Below are 21042 nucleotides of genomic sequence, written 5' to 3'. Positions count from 1 at the left end.
AAAGTGCACAAACTCCAAACTTTAATCATTTTCAATTCTGTTCTTAAATCAGTATTAAAATATTTAACGGTGTTAAGTAAAAGTCTAAAAAAAGAGTTTTATTACTTTAATTAAATTTTCTAACAGTGTTAAGTGAAAGTTATAAAAAAAAGGATTCTATGTTATCCCGTTTAAATCATTTTACACTGTTAAGTAAAATTGAAAATTTTTTTATTGTATGGATTTGATGATACCACCAATGGCATCTTTCAAAATTTGAGCATTAATTGTTTCTAAAATATCACTTTTGTTAATGATGTTGATGGCAATTAAACCATGAATAACAGAAAAGAAAGTGAAGTACTTTTGTTTTATGATATCTTGACTCGGATTGCTGTCTTTCATTACTTCAGCAATTACCTGAGTAAATAATTTGTAAGGTCCCTCCTGAGCCGAACATCGTTGTGCACAGCAAGTCATTTGAACACCAAACATCAGTTGATACATTTCAGTATTAGTAAAAGCGAAGTCCCAGTAAGTCATCCACATGGCTTCCAATTGATCTTCGGGTTTTTCAAACTTGTCTATTGCAGTCTGTAACTCTTTAGTCAGTTTAACGAAACCTTTACCGGTCAGTTCTTCTAAAATTGCTTCTTTATTCGAGAAATATTCATAAATAATAGGAGCAGTATATTCGATTCTGTCGGCAATTTTACGCATACTCAAACCATTCCAGCCTTCATCTTTTACGATATCATAAGCAGCGCCAAGAATATTATTTCTTGTCTCTTCTTTTTGTCTTAAAATTCGATCTTTGCTAGCCATTGTATTCAAGTATTAAATCGTTTAACACTGTTAGGCAAATGTATGGCGGTTTTTCGAATTACAAAATATATTTATCATAATATTTTCTTATCGTACCATAGATTGATTGAAAAGGTTTGATTTTACTGATGTTTTTGCTTTTAATATTTTTCAGGAGCAGAATGTTTTTCGGTTTTTAAGAACGTTTTGTCCTGCTCTCCACTATATCTTTTGTGGTGAACCCCACCACAAAAGGATGCCGTTTCGATCAGGGCTAGGAGAGAAAGTATATTTTTTATTAGAACTTTGACAAAGTTTAGTGCGAATAATTCCTTTAGGAATGGAGATATATTGTAACAACGGATTTCAATCCGTTGAATGAGTAATTATTAAAATAAAAGAATTCCATAGGGACGGCACATATAAAAAATGCGTATCAAATATGTTTCGATCTTTTGGATCTTTTTTAAATGGTTGGATTCTGAATAACTGGATTAAAATCCAGCCCTACAATATGTGTCGAGCCTATGGCTCTTTCTTGCGGTAAAAATTCCGTTAGGAATGGAAGAGATTGTAGCAACGGATTTCAATCCGTTGAATGAATAATTGTCATGATGAAAGAGTTCCGTAGGAATGGCACATATAAAAATGTTTCTAAAATATGTTTCGATCCTCTGGATCTTTTTTAAATGGTTGAATTCTGAATAACTGGATTAAAATCCAGCCCTACCATATGTATCGAGCCAATGGCTCTTTATTGCTGTGGAAATTCCTTTAGGAATGGAAGATATTGTAGCAACGGATTTTAATCCGTTGGATGAGTGATCGTCATGATGAAAGAGTTCCGTAGGAACGGCACATATAAAAATGTTTCTAAAAAATGTTTCGATCCTCTGGATCTTTTTTAAATGGTTGGATTCTGAATAACTGGATTAAAATCCAGCCCTACAATATGTATCGAGCCAATGGCTCTTTATTGCTGTGGAAATTCCTTTAGGAAGGGAGATATTGTAGCAACGGATTTTAATCCGTTGGATGAGTGATCGTCATGATGAAAGAGTTCCGTAGGAACGGCACATATAAAAATGTTTCTAAAATATGTTTCGATCCTCTGGATCTTTTTTAAATGGTTGGATTCTGAATAACTGGATTAAAATCCAGCCCTACCATATGTGTCGAGCCTATGGCTCTTTCTTGCGGTAAAAATTCCGTTAGGAATGAAATATATTGTAGCAACGGATTTTAATCCGTTGAATGAGTGATCGTCATGATGAAAGAGTTCCGTAGGAACGACACATATTTAAAATACGTCTAAATATGTTTTATCCTATAGATCTTTTTTAAATGGTTGGATTCTGAATAACTGGATTAAAATCCAGCCCTACCATATGTGTCGAGCCTATGGCTTTTTCTTGCGGTAAAAATTCCGTTAGGAATGAAATATATTGTAGCAACGGATTTCAATCCGTTGGATGAGTAATTGTTATCTTGAGAGAGAGTTCCATAGGAACGACACATTTTCATTTTTAATTCTACTTCTTTATTATCATAAAAACATCGTTGCAATTAGCCGTATTGATATTTTTCGTAACATTACAAAAAAAATGAAGACACTAACTACTATAAAAACCACCCTTGCAATTTTATTTTTGCAACAAATAACCTTTGCACAAGAAACCAAAAAGGAAACTGCACAGCCTCAATATACAATCGAGAACTGTGTCAATCATTTTGAACTGGACAAAGCAAAGAAAACCAAAGTAGGATATCAATATTGGTTTGCAGATAAAGATTTTACTCAGGAAAACACATTAAAGATGAGTATTGTTGAACCTGGAAAATCAACGCACGCACCACATCATCATCCCGAAGAAGAATTCTTCTATATCTTAGAAGGAACTGCTGAATTTTTCTTAAACGGAGAAAAAGTTACAGCTGGCCCAAATACTAGTTTTTATTGTCCTCCAAATGCGGAGCACGGAATTAGTAATGCAGGAAAGACAGATTTAAAGTATTTGGTAATAAAAAAAGATTTGAGATAGTTTTAATCAATTTCGATATATTCAGATTTTCCTTTTTCGTTTCCATTTGTCAACCATTCCCAATCTAGGGATAATTTTATTTTGTTGTTTTCGGTTAACGTAATTTGTGCAATTGCTTTACCGGCTTTTAGCTGGTTATCTGTCGTTAGACATTGATAAAGCATATGGAGTTCACTGTCTTTTAAATCAGCAATAATTTTCCCGTATTTGATTGTTCCTCCAAAATAGTCAGCAGTTACAAGATTTTCTTCCTGATTATAATTAAAAACAGTTTCAGTATTTACTTGTCCGTTATCTGAATTCTGAATTAGTGCGAATTTTTTATTACTAAAATTAAATCTGCTCATTTTTTTTAAAATTATCTTAATTAAAATTTGAATATGTTTGGTCTTTAATCTTTCTGATTATAATTATGACTTCCATAAAGTCTTTAACGTTCAGATTGTATTTTCTCTCTATTTTAAAGGTAATTTAATTGCAAATGTTTTTAAGTTTGATTTTTTGTTGCTTGTAATTTTAGAAGAATTAAAAGCTGCATCTGGTATTGCAGTTACGACTAAATGTTCTTTTTTACCATCATTATCCATATCTCTGTCAATAGCAAAAGTGAAATGATCTTTGGTTAAAGAAATTATTTTATATTCGTCGATTTTGACTGTATCCCAATAAAAATCAATATGATCAGCTACAGGTTTCCATGTTAATATCGTTTGATTACCCGTACAATAAGTATTGGTAAAATATACTTCATCATATTGATACACTTGTCCTTCATTGTTTCTAAAAACAAAACGATCCTTTTGACAATCAGGATTATGATTGTAAGCATAAAGAGTTCCTTCAAATAATATAGTATCATAAGTCCAGGTTTTGAGCAATAAATTTTCATCAAAAGTTAAAGGCTCAGGAGTTGGTGTCGGATTTTCATCGCTACTGCAGGAAGCAAGTAATATGACCAAAAGATAAGATTTAGTTTTTTCATGAATAAACTTATTTTAAGCGATCTGGAATAATCGAGAACATAAATGAAGAAATATTAGAGGATTAATGCCAGTTCATTTTTTGCATCTTGTTCAAAACGTTTAAATTCTGTGTTATTCATTTTAAAATCTTTTTTTACTTCTTTTAAAGAATAATCAATTTTATTGAGAACTTTATCTTCAATAAGTTGATTGTAATCTTTTATATAAAAATCAAATTTTTGTTTTAATACAGGTAAAAGTAATCCTTTAAATTCGGAACTATATTCTCCTTGTGTCTCATGGCCAGTAAATGGATCCAAATATTTAGGAATATATGCTATATTCCAGGCACAATTAAACAAAAGAGGATTTTTTGTTCTTCCGAAAAGGTGAGAAATTTGATAATTTCTTATCAGTTCTTTTCCATTTTTTCCATCTTTAGTTTTTTTGCAATAATTGGTATGACATTTAATTAGTTTGGTTGGTTGAGCATTATTTGTAGCGTCTTTTATTATTTTTTCATTTCCAAAAAGATGTTTATAAAGAGCAATAAAGTATTTCGTTTTTTGTGCATCACGACCATATCCCCGGATATAAATTGTATTATTTCCAAAAACATCTTTTTTTAGATTATCCCAGTTAGAATCAATCTTATCCATTTCGATATAAATAATATCATCTATACTGTTTTTAAAAAAAAGATCTTTTTCAATATGTTCAAATAATTTATCGTAGGCATCCCTCATATTTGTAAATTAGGTTTAGTTAAGTTCTTAATTATAAGCCTGTATTTTCATTTTACAATTTCTGTCATGTCTTTTTCAGAATATTCAAAATTATCAATTGCACCATTTCGATGGACTATTTTTATAATAATTTTATTGTAACTAAAAGGAGAATTTATCCTTTTTAAAAAGCTGTAATAAATGCCGGCTATAGTTCTGGAATAGTTTTTTGTGTTTTTTAAATCGTTATCTAGTAAATCACTGTTAAACAGCGTATACTGATAGTTGCTTTTCCCGTTTTTTATTTCAATTTTTTCCTGCTTCATCATTTCCGGTCTGTAAAGATTAGCAATTGCTTGAATTTCTTTATCAAGTTTTGAAGTGCTCATTTTTCCGGAATTCTCTTTTGTTTTGTCTTTAGCAAGATGACTTTTTTTTGAATAATTAGCTTCTTCAATATCAAATGAATCAATAATTTTATTCATTCTGTCGATATACTTTTTTTCTTGTGAAGTATTGGTCCAGGACATTATCTGATAAAATGTTTTATCACTTTCGATGATGGCATATCGATAAAAAACAGGATAATCATCGTTTATTCCTGACATGGAAAAAACAATGGCATTAGAAGAATTAATTCTCTTTTTTTCTAAATCATAAATTTTAAAATCCTTTGTTATTTCTTCAAAATGTTTTGTAATGACATTATAATAACCCTCAAGATCCGGAGTTATATTAGCTTTTTTTTCCTGAATAGCTTTTGCAAAATTATCTTTGACTTCCTCAATTACCATAATGTAAAAATCCTGTTCAGTACTTTGAAATTGTATTGAAGCAATACTATTTAATTGATCTGTTTGCGAAAGTGTTTCAGGAATTAGTAAGGAATATTTATTTTCAACAGATTTATTTTCATATTTCTCATTTTTAGGATCTTGATTACAAGAGAAAAAAAGTGCAAGAAGTAGTAAGAGTATAATTTTTTTCATAAGCTTCTTTGAATTATTATAGTTTTAAGAATCTATTCCTTTCCCCAAATCCTCGTATTCAAATCCAGTTCCTGAACAATATCCTGCATAAACCGCACAAGCGAAAGATCGCTGGTCAATAAATCGGGATCTAAAAGCGAAGAGTGAATAGGAGGTTCAAAGTAATTATGAGATAACGGAAAGGCGATATACATTTTAGAATGTATAAAAGAGATCGAAATCGTATCGTCGGATTTTTTGTTTAAATCCAGTATTCTTTCCATCATGGCGGGCGTTAAGATATATCTTGCCTCAATCTGATTTTTAGAATAAGTAACAAAGATATCGTCAAAAACGTTGTTCTCTAAGGTAACTAACTCAGAGTTTCCAAAACTGAAAACGTTTTTAGAAAACCAGGAACCAATAGCGTCACCAATGCCTTTTGGACGCACAACGGTCGAAACATTAAAGTTTTTATTAAAATCGGCTACGAAAATAATTCCCTCAAAAATGGTATGCCATTCTGTTCGGGTTCCGTTTTTGGTGCGTGTTTCGGTTTTGTATTCGGCATGGACTTCAGAGAACCAAAAAGAAGTTTTATCGACTTTTCCTTCTATCAGATCTTGTGTCTTGTAACGATCCGGTCGGATTGTAAAAAGTTCTGAACTTACAAACTCATAATGTGGTAATCCGCTTTGAGGCGTAATCGTCAAAGTTTGGTTAATCTCTTTTAATGCCGATCCGACCACATTGGTTTTATAAGCAGCTTTGTACGCATTGGCATCGTCTCCTATTCTGTAATACATTACAATGCCGATAATAGCAGGAACAAGGGCGCCAAATACGGCTAAAGCGGGAAAACGGATAAGAAAACCAACAATTAAAATAATCCCTGCAAGACCAAATAGTATGTAAGTGGTCTTGTAGGTTTCGGCTATTTTTTTTCGGTCCGTTTCTAAAGTGTTTAAAACATCCCGCAAGGTTTTGGTAGTATTTTCAGAACCCATTAACTATTAAAAAGCTCTTTTGCACTAATATTTTTACGTTCTTCTTCCGATGTTTCCAAAACATCGATTTTGGTATAATTCAGCATTCCTGCGAACATATTTCCGGGAAACATCATAATAGCATTGTTATAATCGGTTACGGCTGCGTTATAAGTTCTTCTTGCCGCCGCGATTTGTTCTTCGCTTTCGGTCCAGGTCGATTGTAGATTCAGGAAGTTGGTGTTGGCTTTTAAGTCAGGGTAATTTTCTATGGTTACCATCAAACCTTTTACAGCGGTACTTAATTGAGTATCCAGAGCAGCTTTTTCAGTTTCAGTTAAAGAACCGGAATTGGCTTGCGCACGCAATTCTGTGATTTTAGTTAAAGTACTTTGTTCGTAATTGGTGTATTGTTTTACTACTTCAACAAGATTCGGAATTAAATCGAAACGTTTTTTCAGCATAACATCTATTGCCGAAAAAACATTAGTAACCTGATTCTTTTTTCCGATAAGCGAATTATAAATTAATACGCCAATAAAGAGGAATACAACAAGTATTATAACAATAATCATAACTTAAAAATATTAATTGGTTAGGAAGCAAATATATATAAAAGGAAATAAGTCTGACTCTTTTTTTGTAGGAAATATAGGTTGTGGGAATAGAAAATAGATGATAGAGAATAGATGATAGAGAATAGATTATAGAGAATAGATTATAGAGAATAGATTATAGAGAATAGATTATAGAAAATAGAAATTTTGATAGTCTCAATAGCTATCGGGACTATTTGTTTAGAAATAAGATGTTATTCGTTTTAGACGATATCGTTTTGGTGTTTGTCGAAATAGTCGGCAGCCATTTCTACAATGGCTTCTTTTGTTGTAAAACTGTATTGTACTCCGTGATCGAGTGTGTACGATTTCCCGTGTTCAGGCTGATGTTCTTGTCCGTTTGCATGAAAAGAATCTGTAACGTTTACCCAGAGATTGCTGTCCTGATCTTTAAAAGAGTATAAATCAGAATCCGATACAATAAAGATTGTTCCGTTATCATTATCCAGAATAGAAGTGTATTTACTGCTGGTGTAAGTGCCTAAAATACTAATATTTGAATTGTATTTTTTAGACAATAAGTCTGTAATTTTTTTTGTTAGTGGCATAACATGTGGATTTTTTGTCTTTGAAACAGTAAAATTAAAGTTACGAAATTTATCGTTTTAGCCACTAAAAGTTTTTTTTGTATTAAAATAAGCTTTTTTTTAAGAAGTAACGCTTGTATTTTTAGGCTTTAAGAATAATTATAATAAAAAAGGACAACGACTATATAAGTGTGTTGTCCTTTGAGTAAATTGTAATTTTGCATTTTAAAACCAAATCAAAATTTTAAAATGCGGCATTCAGAAGAATGCGTACAGTTGAAGTAATTACTAAAATAAAAGCAAAACGCAGGTTATTTCGTTTCAAAACTGCTTCCTTTTAGTTTCTTTACTGGTAAACGTTTACCAGTATATTTTTAATTAAATGAAATGTAAGTATCAATTTTGCCAAACAGTCGCGATTTAAACTTTTGCAGGTTCAAAACTTCTGTTTTGTCGCGTCCTTCATAAAAAAAGAGCTTTTGGTTTACAATTTTAATTCCGTAGTTCGGATCAATAAATTTTTCAAAATAGGCCATTGCTTTTTCCAGAACTTCTTCTCGGGTAGTAAAAGTGTATTTAATACCGTCATGTCTTGTGTATTCTTGTCCTGCTTTTGGATAATATTTTTTGTCATTATAAACAAATGACCTTGGTGTAGTCGACCAGAAATTATTATTAGAATCTTTGAAAACATACAAAGAATCAAAAGAAACAGAAAACATGGTACCGTTTTTAGTATCCAGCATAGAATTAAATCTGCCATCCAGATTGTTGCTAAGAATAGAAATACGTGCTTTGTATTTTTTGGATAGTAATTCAATAACTTTTTGTATCGTTTCCATAAGCATTATTTTAAAGTACTCTATAATTTACGAATTCTGTAAAATTAGGTTTTAAAATATTGATACAATGGCTCTTAAAAGTTATAAAAACAATATAAAAAGTTTAAATTTTAGAATGGTCAGATAAATTATCTCGCATAAACTGCTACATCAGATTTTATAAAAATCCATGCAGATCCTGTAAATAGTTCTGTTTTTGAAAACTTAATTTTAAAGAGTTACATTTTACGCCGATTATTATGGAAGATTTTGTTCAGGACGTTTTTAAACATTTAGAAAATTATTATTACAGTATTGTTGATCTTACGCCAAAATTTATTCTGGCCATTGTTGTCATTCTTGTCTCTTGGTTTATTGCGACCCGCATTGGTATTTTTGCGGGAAACCGACTCAAAGCCAAAATGCACGACCGACTTTTGGCTGTTTTTATTGCCCGTTTAATCAAATCGGTTTTGATTATTATAGGAGTTTTGTTTATGTTTAAAATTATTGGTCTTGACGGAGTGGCGCAAAGCATGCTTGCCGGCGCGGGAATCTCAGCTTTTGTAATTGGTTTTGCGCTTAAAGACATTGGTGAAAATTTTCTTGCTGGAATTCTGCTGGCTTTTAAACGTCCTTTTAATATTGGCGATATTATAGAAAGCAACGGTGTAAAAGGCGAAGTCATCAACCTGAATCTACGTGATACCGAAGTAAAAAGCGATTCTAAAATCATTTACATTCCCAACGCGCTTTTAATTAAAAATACGCTCATCAATTACAACAGTGCCGGATTTTTACTCCAGACTTTTACTGTTGGACTTGAATATGGTTCCGATTACAATCGTGCCATTGAACTCGTAAAAGAAGTCCTCCACAAAAACGAAGATGTTACCGATAAAGACTACGCAGATTCCGCTGTTATTACAGATGTTGCGGCAGCAGGCGTTATTCAGCTTAACATTCGGTATTGGGTAAAAACGGGACCAAACAACAAAAACTCAGAATGCCGTTCTAAAATTATTGCGGAAGTTTTGAATACTTTGAAAGAAAATGGGTTTGTTCTTAAATAATGTTTGATTTTAAATATTTATGAAATTTATTTACGACTTCAATTTTCTATTTATATGTATTATAACAGGATTTTTGCTGTCCAAATCTCTTTTTCCGCGACCAAATAAACCAATTGTAGTATTTGTTTTTTTTGATTTTATTTCCTGCGGACTTACATAAGTGTATATTCCGTAACCATATCCGGAAACAATCCAGCCTTCTGTATTTTTTAGATCGGTGACATCAAAATCTTCAGATCGTTCTCCTTTGCAAACAGGACCAAACTCATGTATAAGTTTTAGAGCTTCACTTTCCAGACTGGAAATTTCATTGACTTGTTCAAAAATGATATACGTTCCGTTTTTAAACAAAACCCAATCCTGGAATTTCGGATTGATACTAAGTCTGACATGATGCAGTAACTCCGTTTCTGATATGTCTTCAGCTTTTTGATGGTCGGCTTTCTGTTTCATAAAAAGAAAATTTAAAAAGAATACTATTGTTTTAAATCGCTTAATCAGGGTTTTATTAAAATGAGTTTTTGAAATATTCTGCCTGTAAAAATTTTAATTGTATCATTATAAGGTATTTTTTCGATTCGTTTTATTTTCAATAAAAGCACCTTTAAACAAAATGTCTAAAGGTGCTTTTTTTAAATTTATACAGAAGTAAGATTAAGATTCTGAGTTGCTTGGGTCTTTTTTGCGGTAAAACCAATAGAATACTTGTGGTAAAACGGTAAGTGATAAAATCATACACGTTATTAAACCGCCCACAATCATAATAGCTAATGGTTTTTGCACTTCAGAACCCATTCCGGTTGACAAAGCAGCAGGAAGTAATCCTAAAGATCCCATAAGGGCAATCATCACAATAGGACGAATTCTACTGTGAATTCCGTTTGAAATGGCATCTCTTAAATGCATTCCGCTTCGCATATTTTCTCTAATCATTCCAATGAGGACAATACTGTCAATCGCGCTCACTCCAAATAGAATAATAAAACCGATTCCCGCCGAAATTCCGAAAACAGTACCTGTTACCCAAAGAGAAAGGAATCCGCCGATAAAAGCATAAGGCATTGCCGTTACAGCTATCATGGTATCTTTGAAATTTCCAAAGTTGAAATACAGCAGACATAAAATTAATACCAAAACAACAGGTATAATCATGGCTAATTGTTTGGTGGCTCTTTCTTTACTTTCAAATTCTCCTGCCCATTTCATGACGTTTTCTTTAGGAAGTTTTACTTCGGCAGCTACTTTTTTCTGAGCTTCGTCAATCGTGCTTCCTAAATCTCGTCCCTGAATACTGAAACCTACGGCAATATAACGGCTGTTTCCTTCACGATAAATAAAAGTTGGACCTGTTTTGTAATCTACCGTTGCAATTTCTTTTAAAGGTACTTTTTTGCCATTTAGGGTTGGAATAAGAATACCTTCAATTTTTTCTTTAGAATCACGATATTCTTTTTCAAAACGTAAAGTGATGTCGAATATCTTTTCGTCGTCATAAAATTTGGTTGCTGCCTGTCCGCCAATCGTCATTCTGATAACGGCCTGCGCATCGGCAGTGGTAACGGCATAACGCGCCATTTTTTCATCGTCAAGCTGAATTCTTAATTCAGGCAAACCAATATTTTTGTAGACATTAATATCTTCAATTCCTTTTACATCTTTAATTGAATTGGCCACTTTTGCTGCCATTTCTTCCAACTGAAAAAGATCACTTCCAAAAATCTTTATAGCCAGCGGACTTTTGACTCCGGCAACATATTCTTCTACATTATCCTGAATAGGCTGGCTGAAACCAAAGGCAATTCCGGGATATACATCCAGTACTTTTTTGATTTCGGCAATTAATTCCTCTTTGCTGATATTGTGTTTCCATTCGTCTTTATGTTTTAATTCGATATGGAATTCGATATTGAAAAATCCGGTTGGATCTGTTCCGTCGTTTGGTCTTCCGGTTTGCGAAAGCACGAATTTTACTTCTTCAAACTTCCTGATTTTGGCTTTCATTTCCTTCGTCAATCGCACTGATTCATCAAGATTGATGCTGTTTGGCAATGTCGCTCTTACATATATAGCTCCTTCATTCAGTTTAGGAATAAATTCTGATCCGTAAAAAGCAAACCTTGCACAGCAAATCGTTAATAATGCCAAAAATGCATAAAAAGTAGTTTTACGATGTTTGGTACTCCATTGAAACAGTTTAAAAAGATTTTCTCTAAAAAAACGCGAAATCATATTTTCTTTCTCGACAATGTTTTTGGTCAGCATGACTTTACACATTGCAGGAACGTACGTAAGAGACAAAAGCAATGATCCTAACAACGCATAACTTAAGGTAAAGGCGAGGGGAGAAAACATTTTTCCTTCCACTTTCGTGAAAGAGAAAATAGGCATTAACGCGACAATCAAAATGATTAAGGCAAAGAAAATATAGGTCGCTACACTGCCGACACTTTTTTTGATCAATCCCATTTTACTCATATTGTTAAAGCGTTCCATTCCTACTTTATGCGCTTTCTTTTCGAGCGAGACAAAGACCTGTTCGACAATAACGAGCGTTCCTTCGAGCAATAATCCAAAATCTAAAGCTCCCATCGAAATTAAATTCGCCGGCAGTCCCTGAATTCGAAGCATAACAATGGCAAATAAAAACGAAAGCGGAATTACAGATGCCACAATCAAAGATGTTCTCCAGTTGTAAAGAAAAATAAACACAATTAGCGATACCAGTAAAATACCTTCCACAAGGTTTTTGGAAACCGTCTTTACAGTTGTATTAACCAATTCAGTACGATCGATAAACGGAACTATTTTTACATTATCGGGTAAAACTCTTTCGTTAAGTTCGGTTAAACGTTCTTTAAGTTTTTTGATTACTTCACCCGGATTTTCTCCGCGAAGCATGACTACAATTCCTTCAACCACATCATCATTTCCATCTAAGCCAACTTGTCCTAATCTTGGTTTTGCGGAAACCGAAACTTCGGCTACGTGTTTTACTAAAACGGGAGCTCCGCCTTTGGTTTCGATTAAAATATTGCCAATATCCTCGACTTTATTAATTAATCCCACACCACGAACAACATAAGCCTGATCGCCACGCTGAATGACATCTCCGCCAACATTGATATTACTTTTTGAAACGGCTTCGTAAACATCTAAAGCCGAAAGATTATAATTTTCTAACTGTGTTGGATTAATTTTGATTTCGAACATTTTTTCTTCACCTCCAAAACTTACCACATCGGCAACTCCGGGAACAGCAATTAATTCTCTTTCAATAACCCAATCCTGAATGGCTTTGATTTCCTTGATTGGCAGATCACTTTTGATTACATATCTAAATATCTCGCCCGTTGCCCCGGACGGCGGATCGATTTCTACATCGGCACCTTCCGGAAGATCGAGCCCGTTAAGACGGTTGGAGGCATATTGCTGTGCGTAAAAATCCTCTACGCCATCATTAAATAATACCGTTACAACCGATAATCCAAAAAGTGAAATAGAACGTACTTCGGCTTTTTTCGGAATGGTGTTCATTTGTTTGGAAATGGGAAGCGTAATGAATTTTTCTACTTCTTCGGCACTTCTTCCCGGCCATTGTGTAATAATTCTTGCCCTTGTATTGGTTACATCGGGAAAGGCTTCAATTGGTGTATGAATATAACTCACTATACCGGCAACTAGCAATATAGCTGTCAGGAAAAAAACAATGAGGGAGTTTTTTAGCGAGAAAGCAACTAAACCTTGTACAAATTTTTTCATGTCTTGTATTGTGTTTATCTGTATGACAGATAATTAGTTTTTTAATCGTTCGTGAATCAAAAGCTGATTTTTGGTAATCACCATTTCGCCTTCTTTAACTCCGTCTTTAAAATAAACCCAGTTGTTGTTTTTAATAACCGGATTAATTTCTCTGGTTTCGATTGTGCAGTCGTTTTTATAAATTAAAATATGATCGCGGTTGTTATCAAAAATTACTGCTTTTGCAGGAACAGCTTCTAACATTTCGCCGCCCAGACTTTTGTCGATTGTGATATCAGCAGTCATTCCGGGTTTTAGCTTTAAGTTTTTGTTTTCCATTACAATTCGGGCTTTCAAAACATGTTCATCGGCATCAAACACCTTGGCCATCATTTTTATTTTTCCTTTAAAAATTTCTCCCGGATAGGCTGGAGTTGTAACATCTACAGGCATATTTTCGGATACATTTTTTAAGTTACTGGTATATACATTCACCAAAACCCAGATTTCCTTTAAGTCAGAAATCGTAAAAAGCGGTTCACTACCGTCTGTAATCTGCATTCCCGGGCTTATGTTTTTATCAACGATATAACCTTCTGTCGGTGCTTTGATTAAAAAAACAGATTTTTCACTGCTGGCACTGAACATCGCCAGATTGGCTCTTACATTTTCAAGGGAAGATTTTAAAACATCCAGTTCGCTTTGTGCCTGCAATAAATCTTTTTGCGACGAAATTCCGTCATCGAACATTGATTTTGCTGCTTGTAAATTACGCTGGGCTACAGTTATCTGCGATTGAAGCGATTTGCTTTCAGACTGCATGCTGTTTAATTGTGTACTTTTTATTTCGGCCAAAACTTGTCCTTTTCGGACATAATCACCCAATGAGAAAGTAGTTTTGGTTATAATTCCTTCTACAAGGCTGTTAAACTGTACCACGTGATCGCCGTTGTAGGTAATGTTTCCCGTAAGGTTTATAGATTCGGTCACGGCACGTTTTTGTACCGGTTCGATTGTAATTTTTTCTTTTAAGGCTTTATCGATGCAAAATTTCTCCTCTTTAGTTTCCTTAACTTCTTCTTTTTTGCCACATCCGTAAACGAGCAGTAACCCAAGTATCGGGAGTAAAATAAATTTCTTCATTTGATTGTTATATTTTGATAATTAGATTTTAATTGATTTCCTGACCTGAGATATAGCGCAGCTCTTCCAGATTTTTATTCAGGTCCATTTTAGAATTCAGCAGTATGGTTTTGTTGTCTAAATAGGCGTTGACAAAATCAAGATATTCTAACATGCTGGTATTTTTTTGGAGGAAGTTTTTTCGATACGCTTCTAAAAGTTTATCCAGATCTCCTTCATAATCGGCTTCGACACTATCATATAACTTTTTGGTAACCAATAAGTTTTCATAAGACTGTAATACTTCCGACTGTATGCTGATTGTTTTTTCTTCGGCCAATAATTTTCCCTGATTAATAGCCAGTTTTGCTGCTTTTATATTTCCCTGATTGCGATTAAAAAACGGAAGATCAAGAGAAAAACCCAGCCCCACAAAATCATGCATTAAACTGGCACCGCGATCATAACTTACACCAAGTGTAACGTCTGGTGTTCGCATGGCTTTTTCGTATTTGTATTTATTATCGTTGTAGTCATTTCCGAGTTTGAGCACTTTCATATCAGGACGGTTTTCTACAGCCGAAGTCATCAGATTTCCTAAATTGATGTTGTCGATATTTTTGTTATCGGGAACAAAACCATCGTCGGTAAGTTTGATATAATTTGTGGGCGGAAGATTCATTAAAACTTTAAGCTCTTTTTGTAAAGCGTTATTGTCTTTTTGCAAATCGGCTATTTCTTTTAAGAACTGAAGTTCAGTTGCTTTTAATCTGATGTATTCGCCTTTGCCCACATTGCCTTGTTTTACCTGATTTCCGTAAGCTTTCAGCAAAGTCTGCATAGACGAAAGTTGTTTTTTATAAATTGCTTCCTGAGCCTGATTGTATTGTAGTTCGGTAAGATTGCCTCTGAATTCGATTTTTAAATTGCGTAAAAAGGTTTTAAAGTATTCTTTAGCAAGATCAACGCTCACTTTTTCCATCGCAATCATTTTTTTACGTTTTCCGGCGGTCTGAACCAGCTGTTCCAGTTCTGCGGTAACTTGTGAAGTCGTACCAAAATTTCCCCAAAGCGGAGGTAATTTCTCGGCAGTAGCATTGTTCCAAAGATTGATTTCGCCAATGGTAAGCGTAGGATTGGGCCATAATTTTGCCTGAATAACCTGTGCATCGGCGATATCGATATTCAGTTTTTCGGAAATAATAGAGATATTCTTTTCCAAAAATAAAGCCTCGGCCTGTGGTCTGGAAAGAACAATTGTATCGTTTATTGCATTAAGCTGCGCCACACCTTTGTGCGATACAATAACGAGCAGGGTTAAAAGTATACGTTTCAAATTCAAGATTTTTAATATGCTGCAAAGTTATCTGCGACATATTAGCCTCTAATTTGATGTGTGTTATAAGACGGTTAGAGCAACATTAGAAAACGATTAGAGTCTCGGAAACAGTAGCGTTACCGTTGTTCCTTCATCTTTTTTGGATGCAATGCTAAAATCTATATTGTTTTGTTTGAAGATGATATTGGCCAACGAAAGTCCAACGCCGCTTCCTTTGATATCTTTTACGTTTTTACCTCTGTAAAAGGTTTGTTTAATGAAGATTAAGTCGTCTTCGCTGATTCCCGTTCCGCGGTCTTCAATGACAATTTTAAGCTGATTGTGCTGTTCCAGCAGACTTATTTTTATAGGATTTCCGTTGGAGTATTTTACGGCATTTTCTATAATGTTGTATAAAGCGATTTTAATTTCGTTGGGGTTTCCTTTTATCGAAAGCAGTTTGTCATTTACAACTTCGAGAACGATTTGTATCGGAGCATTTTTTAAATCATAAATTTCAGGTAGTTGATCGTTAATGTCCCAAACCAATTCATCTACCCTGAAAATTTCATTAAGTTCAGTATTATCTCGCAAGCCCGAAAGCATCATCAGCGTATTCATGGTGTCTTCGATTTGATAGACGTTTTCTAATACTTTTTCAGACATTTCTTTATATTCCGCACTTGATCTGTCTTTTTGGGCAAAAACTTCCAGGTTTCCTGAAATAGCGGTTAAAGGCGTTTTAAATTCATGCGATACATAATTGATAAAGTTTTTCTGAATGATAAAAGTATCCGATAAACGTTTAAAGAGATTGTTGTACGTTTCTACCAATTCCTGAATATCATCTTTGGAATTTGGAGAAACAATCTGGCGATCCAGCGACGAAGCCTTAATTTCGTTTACCTGATCAATAATGTTTTTTATAGGACTGTAAGCCAGATTAGAAAGTACGCGGCTTACAATATAAATTGTAATCAATCCGATGATTAAAACCATAATCATAATGATTTGCAGTCTGTCCGTCATGGTTTTAAATTCGACGTCATTTTTTTTAACGAAAACCACAAAATCTCCTTGATTGTCATGATAGTAACTTCCAAAATAGAAATGATGTTTCGATTTAAAACTAAGCTTTCTGTTTTTCCGAATATAATCGAGTCTTTCGGCATTGATATTGTTGTCGATCGTTTTGTCGCCGTATACAATCTGATTTTTGTTGTTGTACACACGCGTAATGATTTCAAGCGAATTTTCCCTGAATTGCTGTCCGATTAACAAATGCTGATTTTCGGGCAGCTCGTCTTTTTCGAGATAGAAAATCCCCGTTAGTAAACATGTTTTTTGCAGTTCGTTATAAATAATTTTTTCCGAATAACTGTAGAAAGAATAATACGTGATAACAGAAGCAATGACAAAAACAACGCTAAAAGTAAAAGACGATATTAAGGTAAACCTGTTGCGTATTTTCATGATTCTTCTTTAAGCATATATCCAGTTCCTTTTATGGTATGGATAAATTTATGGTTTTGCTCAATTTTGTTTCTTAAATAAGAAATATAAACATCGACCACATTTGTATTGTTATCGTAATTAATTCCCCAGACAGCATTTAAAATCTGTGTTCTTGGTATTACTTTATTTCTGTTCTCTAATAAATACAACAGCAGCTTATATTCTCTTGGCGATAAATCGATTAGTTTATCGTTTTCTGTCACTTTATGTTCTTCAGGATTTATGGTTAAAGTTCCTAATTTGTATAAGGTTTCTACTTTATCGTAGTTGAATTTGGTTCTGCGTGTAAGCGCATTGACTCTCGAAATTAATTCTTTAAAATGAAAGGGTTTTACCAGATAATCATCGGCACCGGAATCTAAGGCGTTTACTTTATCATCTGTATCGCTCAAAGCGCTTAACATTAAAACGGGCGTATGATTTTTTTTAAAACGCATAAGTTTTACCAACTGAATTCCGTCAATTCCCGGAAGCATAATATCCATTAAAATAATATCCCAAATATCCTGCTGAATGAGGTCTCTGGCAATCTCGCCCGTTTCGGCCAGATGCACAGTAAAGTTGTTTTCCTCTAAACCTTTTACTATAAATTCGCTGATGCGTTTATCATCTTCAATGAGTAAAACATTCATAAATGGTATATTATAATTGTTGCTGTTTTGATTAAAACGGTTATGCTTTAATCGTTTGATAAGTTGTTTTCAAAAAAATAGTATTATCAAAAATAGCAATTATTTTTTTGAACCATATAAGGTCATATAAGTTATTGAAGTTTTTTGTTGTAAACGTATTATTTGTCATTTCGACCGAAGGGAGACCCGAGCGATAGCGAATAGGCGAAGCAAATCTCCACAAGTAGCTCGACAAAGATTAGCAGTGAATAGATTTGATGAGAATTTATAATAAGAAGGGTTTACCCAAATGCGTATTTTGGCTAAAGCCTTTTTCCAGCTTTTATTTATACCTCCAGTTAAAACTGGAGGCAATCGATTTTTTTAATTAAAATGAGAACAAATCTTTGCGTTCCTCTGGTTGAAACCAGAGGCTATGTTTTAAAATGATTGTGGAGTTCCTAGTGATTTTTTTTGTCTTTTGCTAGTGTGAATTTCTTGTTCCTTTATTTGGTTAAAATGTGCCTGCAAACCAAAAAATTCCGTTAGGAATGAAATATATTGTAGCAACGGATTTTAATCCGTTGAATGAAAAAACAGCATCATACAAAAGTTCCGTAGGAACGGTATGTATTAATAACGCATAGAATATGTTTCGATCCTACGGATCTTTCGGGATATGGGATTCTATATAATAACCGGATTAATCCCGAAGTATCGGGACGGCCCTACAATAGTGATCGAGCCAAATGGCTCTTTTATTTAGTTGGATATTTTGCAGGATGTTGCGACGTATGAAAAACAGCATTTAGAAAAACAGTTTTCGATAATTCGTCTACAATAAAGAAAGCAATATATGGGAATTTTTTAAATGGTAGAAAACGATAATTATTATCGTGAAATTGGTAAAAAGGATTTAATTGTAAAGCTTTATATACCTTTTTGTAATCATTCAAAAAGTCTAAAGCGACCTTTTTGCTTGCTTTAAAAATATAATATTCAACAGTTTCTTCAATGTTTTTTATTGCAATTGGCGAAACGATTATTTTATAGCTCATACTTCTTTTTTAAATCAGTATATAATGATTCAGCATCTGTATAAAGGCTTTTATCCAAATTAACCTGATTATCTAAGATTTCCTGTTGTTCAGCAGATAATTCATAAGACTTTACATTTGCTATTTCAAATTTTATCTTTAGCGCTTTCATAAAAGCTTTTACAGCTTCTATTTGAGAAGCATCTTCTGTATACGCTGTGATGTTAATTGCTTGCATGAGATTAATTTACTAAAGTTGATTTACAAAGTTAAGACAAAACTCTAATTTTAATGTTAATCAGAATAATTTATTTTTTTTGAATTGAACCTATATATTTAACTTGAGCCTTTCTTGACGCGAATGTCTTGTTCCTGTATACAATTAAAATGTATAAACCGAAAATTCCGTTAGGAATGAAGTATATTGTAGCGACGGATTTTAATCCGTTGAATGAAAAAACGGCATCATACGAAAGTTCCGTAGGAACGGCATGTATTAATAACGCATAGCATATGTTTCGATCCTACGGATCTTTCTGTATATGGGATTGTATATAAAACCGGATTAAAATCCGGCCCTACAATATTGATCGAGCCAATGGCTCTTTTATTTATTTTTCGCCTAGCATGTCATTGCGAGGAACGAAGCAATCACACTAACCAAAGACACAAAGTTTGATTTTGTAAATGCGGGGCAAGAACTTCGCTCCGCCTGACAAATGTTTCATGTTCTTTTGCGCACAGTTTGTCATTTCGAGGAACGAGAAATCTCCACAAGTAGCTCGACAAAGATTGGCGATTTAGTTTGCGGAGTTTCTCGCGAAGATTTCTCCTCACGTCGAAATGACAAAAATGCGATAAATACCTGCTGAAATATATATTTAGTATATTTGATAAAAGCAATATATTAATTGAAAGAAAAATCTTTCTTTTGAAAATTTTTCTTACATTTGAAGTTCTTAAATCTTCACATTAAGACAACATAAAATTTGCCCTCGTGCTATGTAGTAAAGCTCCGAAAGGACTTTGACGCCGTGAAGAAGCGTAAGACTGCTAAGGTATGAGGGTTTTTTCTTAAATTCTTCACTTTATGAAAAAAAACACCCTTTCCAAAGAAGCCGAAACAAGGCTGATTGATTTTTTTAACCATATTATAGATCCAGAAGATATGGCTAAAATATTAAGACAAGTAAATTGCATTTTAGCTCTCGGCGTAATGCGACAACACGAAAACCTCCAAATTGGACTACCAAATTTTGAAGACAATTATTATTGGCTCAATGAATTGGCGGAGATTTTGAATCCTTATTTGAGTGAGGAGTAAAGTTTATTAAATGGAAAAACCTCGATTTTTTTAAGGTCGAGGTTTTTATTTTAATTCTTTCTCCAGTTAATTCACGAGCGAGATGCTCGTGCTAGTAGAGGGTTATTTTTTATTTTTTAGATCAATTCTTTTAGTAAAATTTGTTCTATAATACTTTTCCATTTGTTCTCGATTCATATTTTTAATGGTGTCAAAAACATCAATGTATATTTGCTCAGCACTATTGAATCTCGTTTCAATAAACATCGGCATTCCTAAATTTCTATTATCATAGAAGTAAATATTAAATCTTTTATTCTCATCTGTTTTATACAAACTATCAATTATTTTTTTATTTATGGGGATATTAAGAGTTTTTGATAAAAATTTAAATTGTTCGTTATAATCATCATAATCAAGTTTACTAAAATTAAATTTGCAATGTAATTTCCCTTCGATAAATTGATGTCTTTTATAATAGTAAAATGTCCTGCTGAAAAAGGGAAAAATACTCGCTCTATATTTAAGCTGTAGATTATTAAACGATTCTTTATATTCATCATAATAAAGGTCGCTATATTCATTATAATAAAGATAACTCAATTCGAAGCCTGCAGTATTGTAAGTTAAGCAAGTAACATTTCCACTATTTCCATCATCAAATGAATTTAGTCTAATCATTTTTAATCTATTATTTTTAACTTCAATTTTATATGGGATATACACATTAATGACCTTTTGCCAGTCTTCATTTAGGTCTGCACTAAACTTTATTGGAACATTAGTTGCTCTTTCTTCTTTTATTGAAATTGGTTTTTTAAAATAATTCCATATTGTTACAAGCAAAAAAAAGCATAAAATTGTCACTGAAATTTTATAATAACTTTTCATAAT

General features: G+C 33.2%; 22 protein-coding genes. 4 read left to right on the top strand and 18 right to left on the bottom strand.

Annotation, left to right across the window (positions count from 1 at the left end):
- Nucleotides 1-210: 210 nt before the first annotated feature.
- Nucleotides 211-804 (bottom strand): TetR/AcrR family transcriptional regulator, encoded by a 594-nt coding sequence (locus tag HYN56_RS21190; protein ID WP_109194020.1) that lies wholly within the window; start codon nt 802-804, stop codon nt 211-213.
- Nucleotides 805-2387: 1583 nt separating this feature from the next.
- On the opposite strand from HYN56_RS21190, the gene HYN56_RS21185 reads away from it, so the two are divergent.
- Nucleotides 2388-2825 (top strand): cupin domain-containing protein, encoded by a 438-nt coding sequence (locus HYN56_RS21185; RefSeq protein ID WP_109194019.1) that lies wholly within the window; start codon nt 2388-2390, stop codon nt 2823-2825.
- Between the two features lie 2 nt (nt 2826-2827).
- On the opposite strand, the gene HYN56_RS21180 is transcribed toward HYN56_RS21185, so the two are convergent.
- From HYN56_RS21180 to HYN56_RS21145, 8 genes are all read right to left on the bottom strand, one after another.
- Nucleotides 2828-3172, bottom strand: coding sequence for a hypothetical protein (locus tag HYN56_RS21180; protein ID WP_109194018.1), 345 nt, complete (start codon nt 3170-3172; stop codon nt 2828-2830).
- 108 nt (nt 3173-3280) lie between these two features.
- Nucleotides 3281-3784, bottom strand: coding sequence for a hypothetical protein (locus tag HYN56_RS21175; protein ID WP_109194017.1), 504 nt, complete (start codon nt 3782-3784; stop codon nt 3281-3283).
- 77 nt (nt 3785-3861) lie between these two features.
- A complete protein-coding gene (locus HYN56_RS21170; protein WP_146194625.1) occupies nt 3862-4446 on the bottom strand; it encodes a hypothetical protein in 585 nt (194 codons plus the stop codon).
- Nucleotides 4447-4580: 134 nt separating this feature from the next.
- Nucleotides 4581-5501 carry a hypothetical protein gene (locus HYN56_RS21165; protein ID WP_109194015.1) on the bottom strand — a complete coding sequence of 307 codons (921 nt, stop codon included), beginning with the start codon at nt 5499-5501 and terminating at the stop codon, nt 4581-4583.
- A gap of 32 nt (nt 5502-5533) precedes the next feature.
- Nucleotides 5534-6487, bottom strand: a complete 954-nt coding sequence (locus HYN56_RS21160; protein WP_109194014.1) for a DUF3137 domain-containing protein — start codon at nt 6485-6487, stop codon at nt 5534-5536.
- Nucleotides 6487-7041, bottom strand: a complete 555-nt coding sequence (locus tag HYN56_RS21155) for a LemA family protein (protein ID WP_109194013.1) — start codon at nt 7039-7041, stop codon at nt 6487-6489. Before HYN56_RS21155 ends, HYN56_RS21160 begins: the two co-directional genes overlap by 1 nt.
- Before the next feature lie 245 nt (nt 7042-7286).
- Nucleotides 7287-7631 (bottom strand): hypothetical protein, encoded by a 345-nt coding sequence (locus tag HYN56_RS21150; RefSeq protein ID WP_109194012.1) that lies wholly within the window; start codon nt 7629-7631, stop codon nt 7287-7289.
- 353 nt (nt 7632-7984) lie between these two features.
- The gene (locus tag HYN56_RS21145; RefSeq protein WP_146194624.1) at nt 7985-8452 is read right to left on the bottom strand and encodes a hypothetical protein; all 468 of its coding nucleotides are present in this window, start codon (nt 8450-8452) and stop codon (nt 7985-7987) included.
- Nucleotides 8453-8691: 239 nt separating this feature from the next.
- On the opposite strand from HYN56_RS21145, the gene HYN56_RS21140 reads away from it, so the two are divergent.
- Entirely contained in the window at nt 8692-9504 is an 813-nt protein-coding gene (locus HYN56_RS21140) for a mechanosensitive ion channel family protein (protein WP_109194010.1), read from the top strand.
- Between the two features lie 30 nt (nt 9505-9534).
- On the opposite strand, the gene HYN56_RS21135 is transcribed toward HYN56_RS21140, so the two are convergent.
- From HYN56_RS21135 to HYN56_RS21100, 8 genes are all read right to left on the bottom strand, one after another.
- A complete protein-coding gene (locus HYN56_RS21135; RefSeq protein ID WP_109194009.1) occupies nt 9535-9957 on the bottom strand; it encodes a hypothetical protein in 423 nt (140 codons plus the stop codon).
- 201 nt (nt 9958-10158) lie between these two features.
- The gene (locus HYN56_RS21130; RefSeq protein ID WP_109194008.1) at nt 10159-13263 is read right to left on the bottom strand and encodes an efflux RND transporter permease subunit; all 3105 of its coding nucleotides are present in this window, start codon (nt 13261-13263) and stop codon (nt 10159-10161) included.
- Between the two features lie 33 nt (nt 13264-13296).
- Nucleotides 13297-14385 carry an efflux RND transporter periplasmic adaptor subunit gene (locus HYN56_RS21125; RefSeq protein ID WP_109194007.1) on the bottom strand — a complete coding sequence of 363 codons (1089 nt, stop codon included), beginning with the start codon at nt 14383-14385 and terminating at the stop codon, nt 13297-13299.
- Nucleotides 14386-14413: 28 nt separating this feature from the next.
- A complete protein-coding gene (locus tag HYN56_RS21120) occupies nt 14414-15700 on the bottom strand; it encodes a TolC family protein (RefSeq protein WP_146194623.1) in 1287 nt (428 codons plus the stop codon).
- Nucleotides 15701-15796: 96 nt separating this feature from the next.
- On the bottom strand, nt 15797-17155 hold the full coding sequence (locus HYN56_RS21115; protein WP_109194005.1) for a sensor histidine kinase: 1359 nt from the start codon (nt 17153-17155) through the stop codon (nt 15797-15799).
- Nucleotides 17152-17829: a response regulator transcription factor gene (locus tag HYN56_RS21110; RefSeq protein WP_109194004.1), complete on the bottom strand. Its 678-nt coding sequence runs from the start codon at nt 17827-17829 to the stop codon at nt 17152-17154. The genes HYN56_RS21115 and HYN56_RS21110 overlap by 4 nt, the downstream gene beginning before the upstream one ends.
- Nucleotides 17830-18566: 737 nt before the next feature.
- The gene (locus HYN56_RS21105; RefSeq protein ID WP_109194003.1) at nt 18567-18866 is read right to left on the bottom strand and encodes a type II toxin-antitoxin system RelE/ParE family toxin; all 300 of its coding nucleotides are present in this window, start codon (nt 18864-18866) and stop codon (nt 18567-18569) included.
- The gene (locus HYN56_RS21100) at nt 18856-19083 is read right to left on the bottom strand and encodes a DUF2683 family protein (RefSeq protein WP_109194002.1); all 228 of its coding nucleotides are present in this window, start codon (nt 19081-19083) and stop codon (nt 18856-18858) included. The genes HYN56_RS21105 and HYN56_RS21100 overlap by 11 nt, the downstream gene beginning before the upstream one ends.
- A 149-nt stretch (nt 19084-19232) precedes the next feature.
- Here HYN56_RS21100 and HYN56_RS25270 point away from each other — a divergent pair, with 149 nt between their 5' ends.
- On the top strand, nt 19233-19355 hold the full coding sequence (locus tag HYN56_RS25270) for a hypothetical protein (RefSeq protein WP_262510127.1): 123 nt from the start codon (nt 19233-19235) through the stop codon (nt 19353-19355).
- Between the two features lie 580 nt (nt 19356-19935).
- Nucleotides 19936-20169, top strand: coding sequence for a hypothetical protein (locus HYN56_RS21095; protein ID WP_109194001.1), 234 nt, complete (start codon nt 19936-19938; stop codon nt 20167-20169).
- A 102-nt stretch (nt 20170-20271) separates the two neighbouring features.
- Here the strand turns inward: HYN56_RS21095 and HYN56_RS21090 are convergent, their stop codons facing one another.
- A complete protein-coding gene (locus HYN56_RS21090; RefSeq protein ID WP_109194000.1) occupies nt 20272-21039 on the bottom strand; it encodes a hypothetical protein in 768 nt (255 codons plus the stop codon).
- Between the last annotated feature and the right edge of the window lie 3 nt (nt 21040-21042).

Source organism: Flavobacterium crocinum, assembly GCF_003122385.1.
GTDB lineage: Bacteria > Bacteroidota > Bacteroidia > Flavobacteriales > Flavobacteriaceae > Flavobacterium > Flavobacterium crocinum.
Note: the sequence above shows the minus strand (reverse complement) of the source record. Positions and strands in the feature narration are given on the sequence as shown.

What these genes read in the sequence shown, in the direction of transcription:
- HYN56_RS21185 (WP_109194019.1), top strand. Translation starts at nt 2,388, where the DNA reads ATGAAGACACTAACTACTATAAAAACCACCCTTGCAATTTTATTTTTG.
- HYN56_RS21170 (WP_146194625.1), bottom strand. Translation starts at nt 4,446, where the DNA reads ATGGATAAGATTGATTCTAACTGGGATAATCTAAAAAAAGATGTTTTT.
- HYN56_RS21130 (WP_109194008.1), bottom strand. Translation starts at nt 13,263, where the DNA reads ATGAAAAAATTTGTACAAGGTTTAGTTGCTTTCTCGCTAAAAAACTCC.
- HYN56_RS21160 (WP_109194014.1), bottom strand. Translation starts at nt 6,487, where the DNA reads ATGGGTTCTGAAAATACTACCAAAACCTTGCGGGATGTTTTAAACACT.
- HYN56_RS21115 (WP_109194005.1), bottom strand. Translation starts at nt 17,155, where the DNA reads ATGAAAATACGCAACAGGTTTACCTTAATATCGTCTTTTACTTTTAGC.
- HYN56_RS21165 (WP_109194015.1), bottom strand. Translation starts at nt 5,501, where the DNA reads ATGAAAAAAATTATACTCTTACTACTTCTTGCACTTTTTTTCTCTTGT.
- HYN56_RS21180 (WP_109194018.1), bottom strand. Translation starts at nt 3,172, where the DNA reads ATGAGCAGATTTAATTTTAGTAATAAAAAATTCGCACTAATTCAGAAT.
- HYN56_RS21140 (WP_109194010.1), top strand. Translation starts at nt 8,692, where the DNA reads ATGGAAGATTTTGTTCAGGACGTTTTTAAACATTTAGAAAATTATTAT.
- HYN56_RS21110 (WP_109194004.1), bottom strand. Translation starts at nt 17,829, where the DNA reads ATGAATGTTTTACTCATTGAAGATGATAAACGCATCAGCGAATTTATA.
- HYN56_RS21090 (WP_109194000.1), bottom strand. Translation starts at nt 21,039, where the DNA reads ATGAAAAGTTATTATAAAATTTCAGTGACAATTTTATGCTTTTTTTTG.
- HYN56_RS21145 (WP_146194624.1), bottom strand. Translation starts at nt 8,452, where the DNA reads ATGGAAACGATACAAAAAGTTATTGAATTACTATCCAAAAAATACAAA.
- HYN56_RS21135 (WP_109194009.1), bottom strand. Translation starts at nt 9,957, where the DNA reads ATGAAACAGAAAGCCGACCATCAAAAAGCTGAAGACATATCAGAAACG.
- HYN56_RS21155 (WP_109194013.1), bottom strand. Translation starts at nt 7,041, where the DNA reads ATGATTATTGTTATAATACTTGTTGTATTCCTCTTTATTGGCGTATTA.
- HYN56_RS21105 (WP_109194003.1), bottom strand. Translation starts at nt 18,866, where the DNA reads ATGAGCTATAAAATAATCGTTTCGCCAATTGCAATAAAAAACATTGAA.
- HYN56_RS21100 (WP_109194002.1), bottom strand. Translation starts at nt 19,083, where the DNA reads ATGCAAGCAATTAACATCACAGCGTATACAGAAGATGCTTCTCAAATA.
- HYN56_RS25270 (WP_262510127.1), top strand. Translation starts at nt 19,233, where the DNA reads ATGTATAAACCGAAAATTCCGTTAGGAATGAAGTATATTGTAGCGACG.
- HYN56_RS21150 (WP_109194012.1), bottom strand. Translation starts at nt 7,631, where the DNA reads ATGCCACTAACAAAAAAAATTACAGACTTATTGTCTAAAAAATACAAT.
- HYN56_RS21190 (WP_109194020.1), bottom strand. Translation starts at nt 804, where the DNA reads ATGGCTAGCAAAGATCGAATTTTAAGACAAAAAGAAGAGACAAGAAAT.
- HYN56_RS21095 (WP_109194001.1), top strand. Translation starts at nt 19,936, where the DNA reads ATGAAAAAAAACACCCTTTCCAAAGAAGCCGAAACAAGGCTGATTGAT.
- HYN56_RS21125 (WP_109194007.1), bottom strand. Translation starts at nt 14,385, where the DNA reads ATGAAGAAATTTATTTTACTCCCGATACTTGGGTTACTGCTCGTTTAC.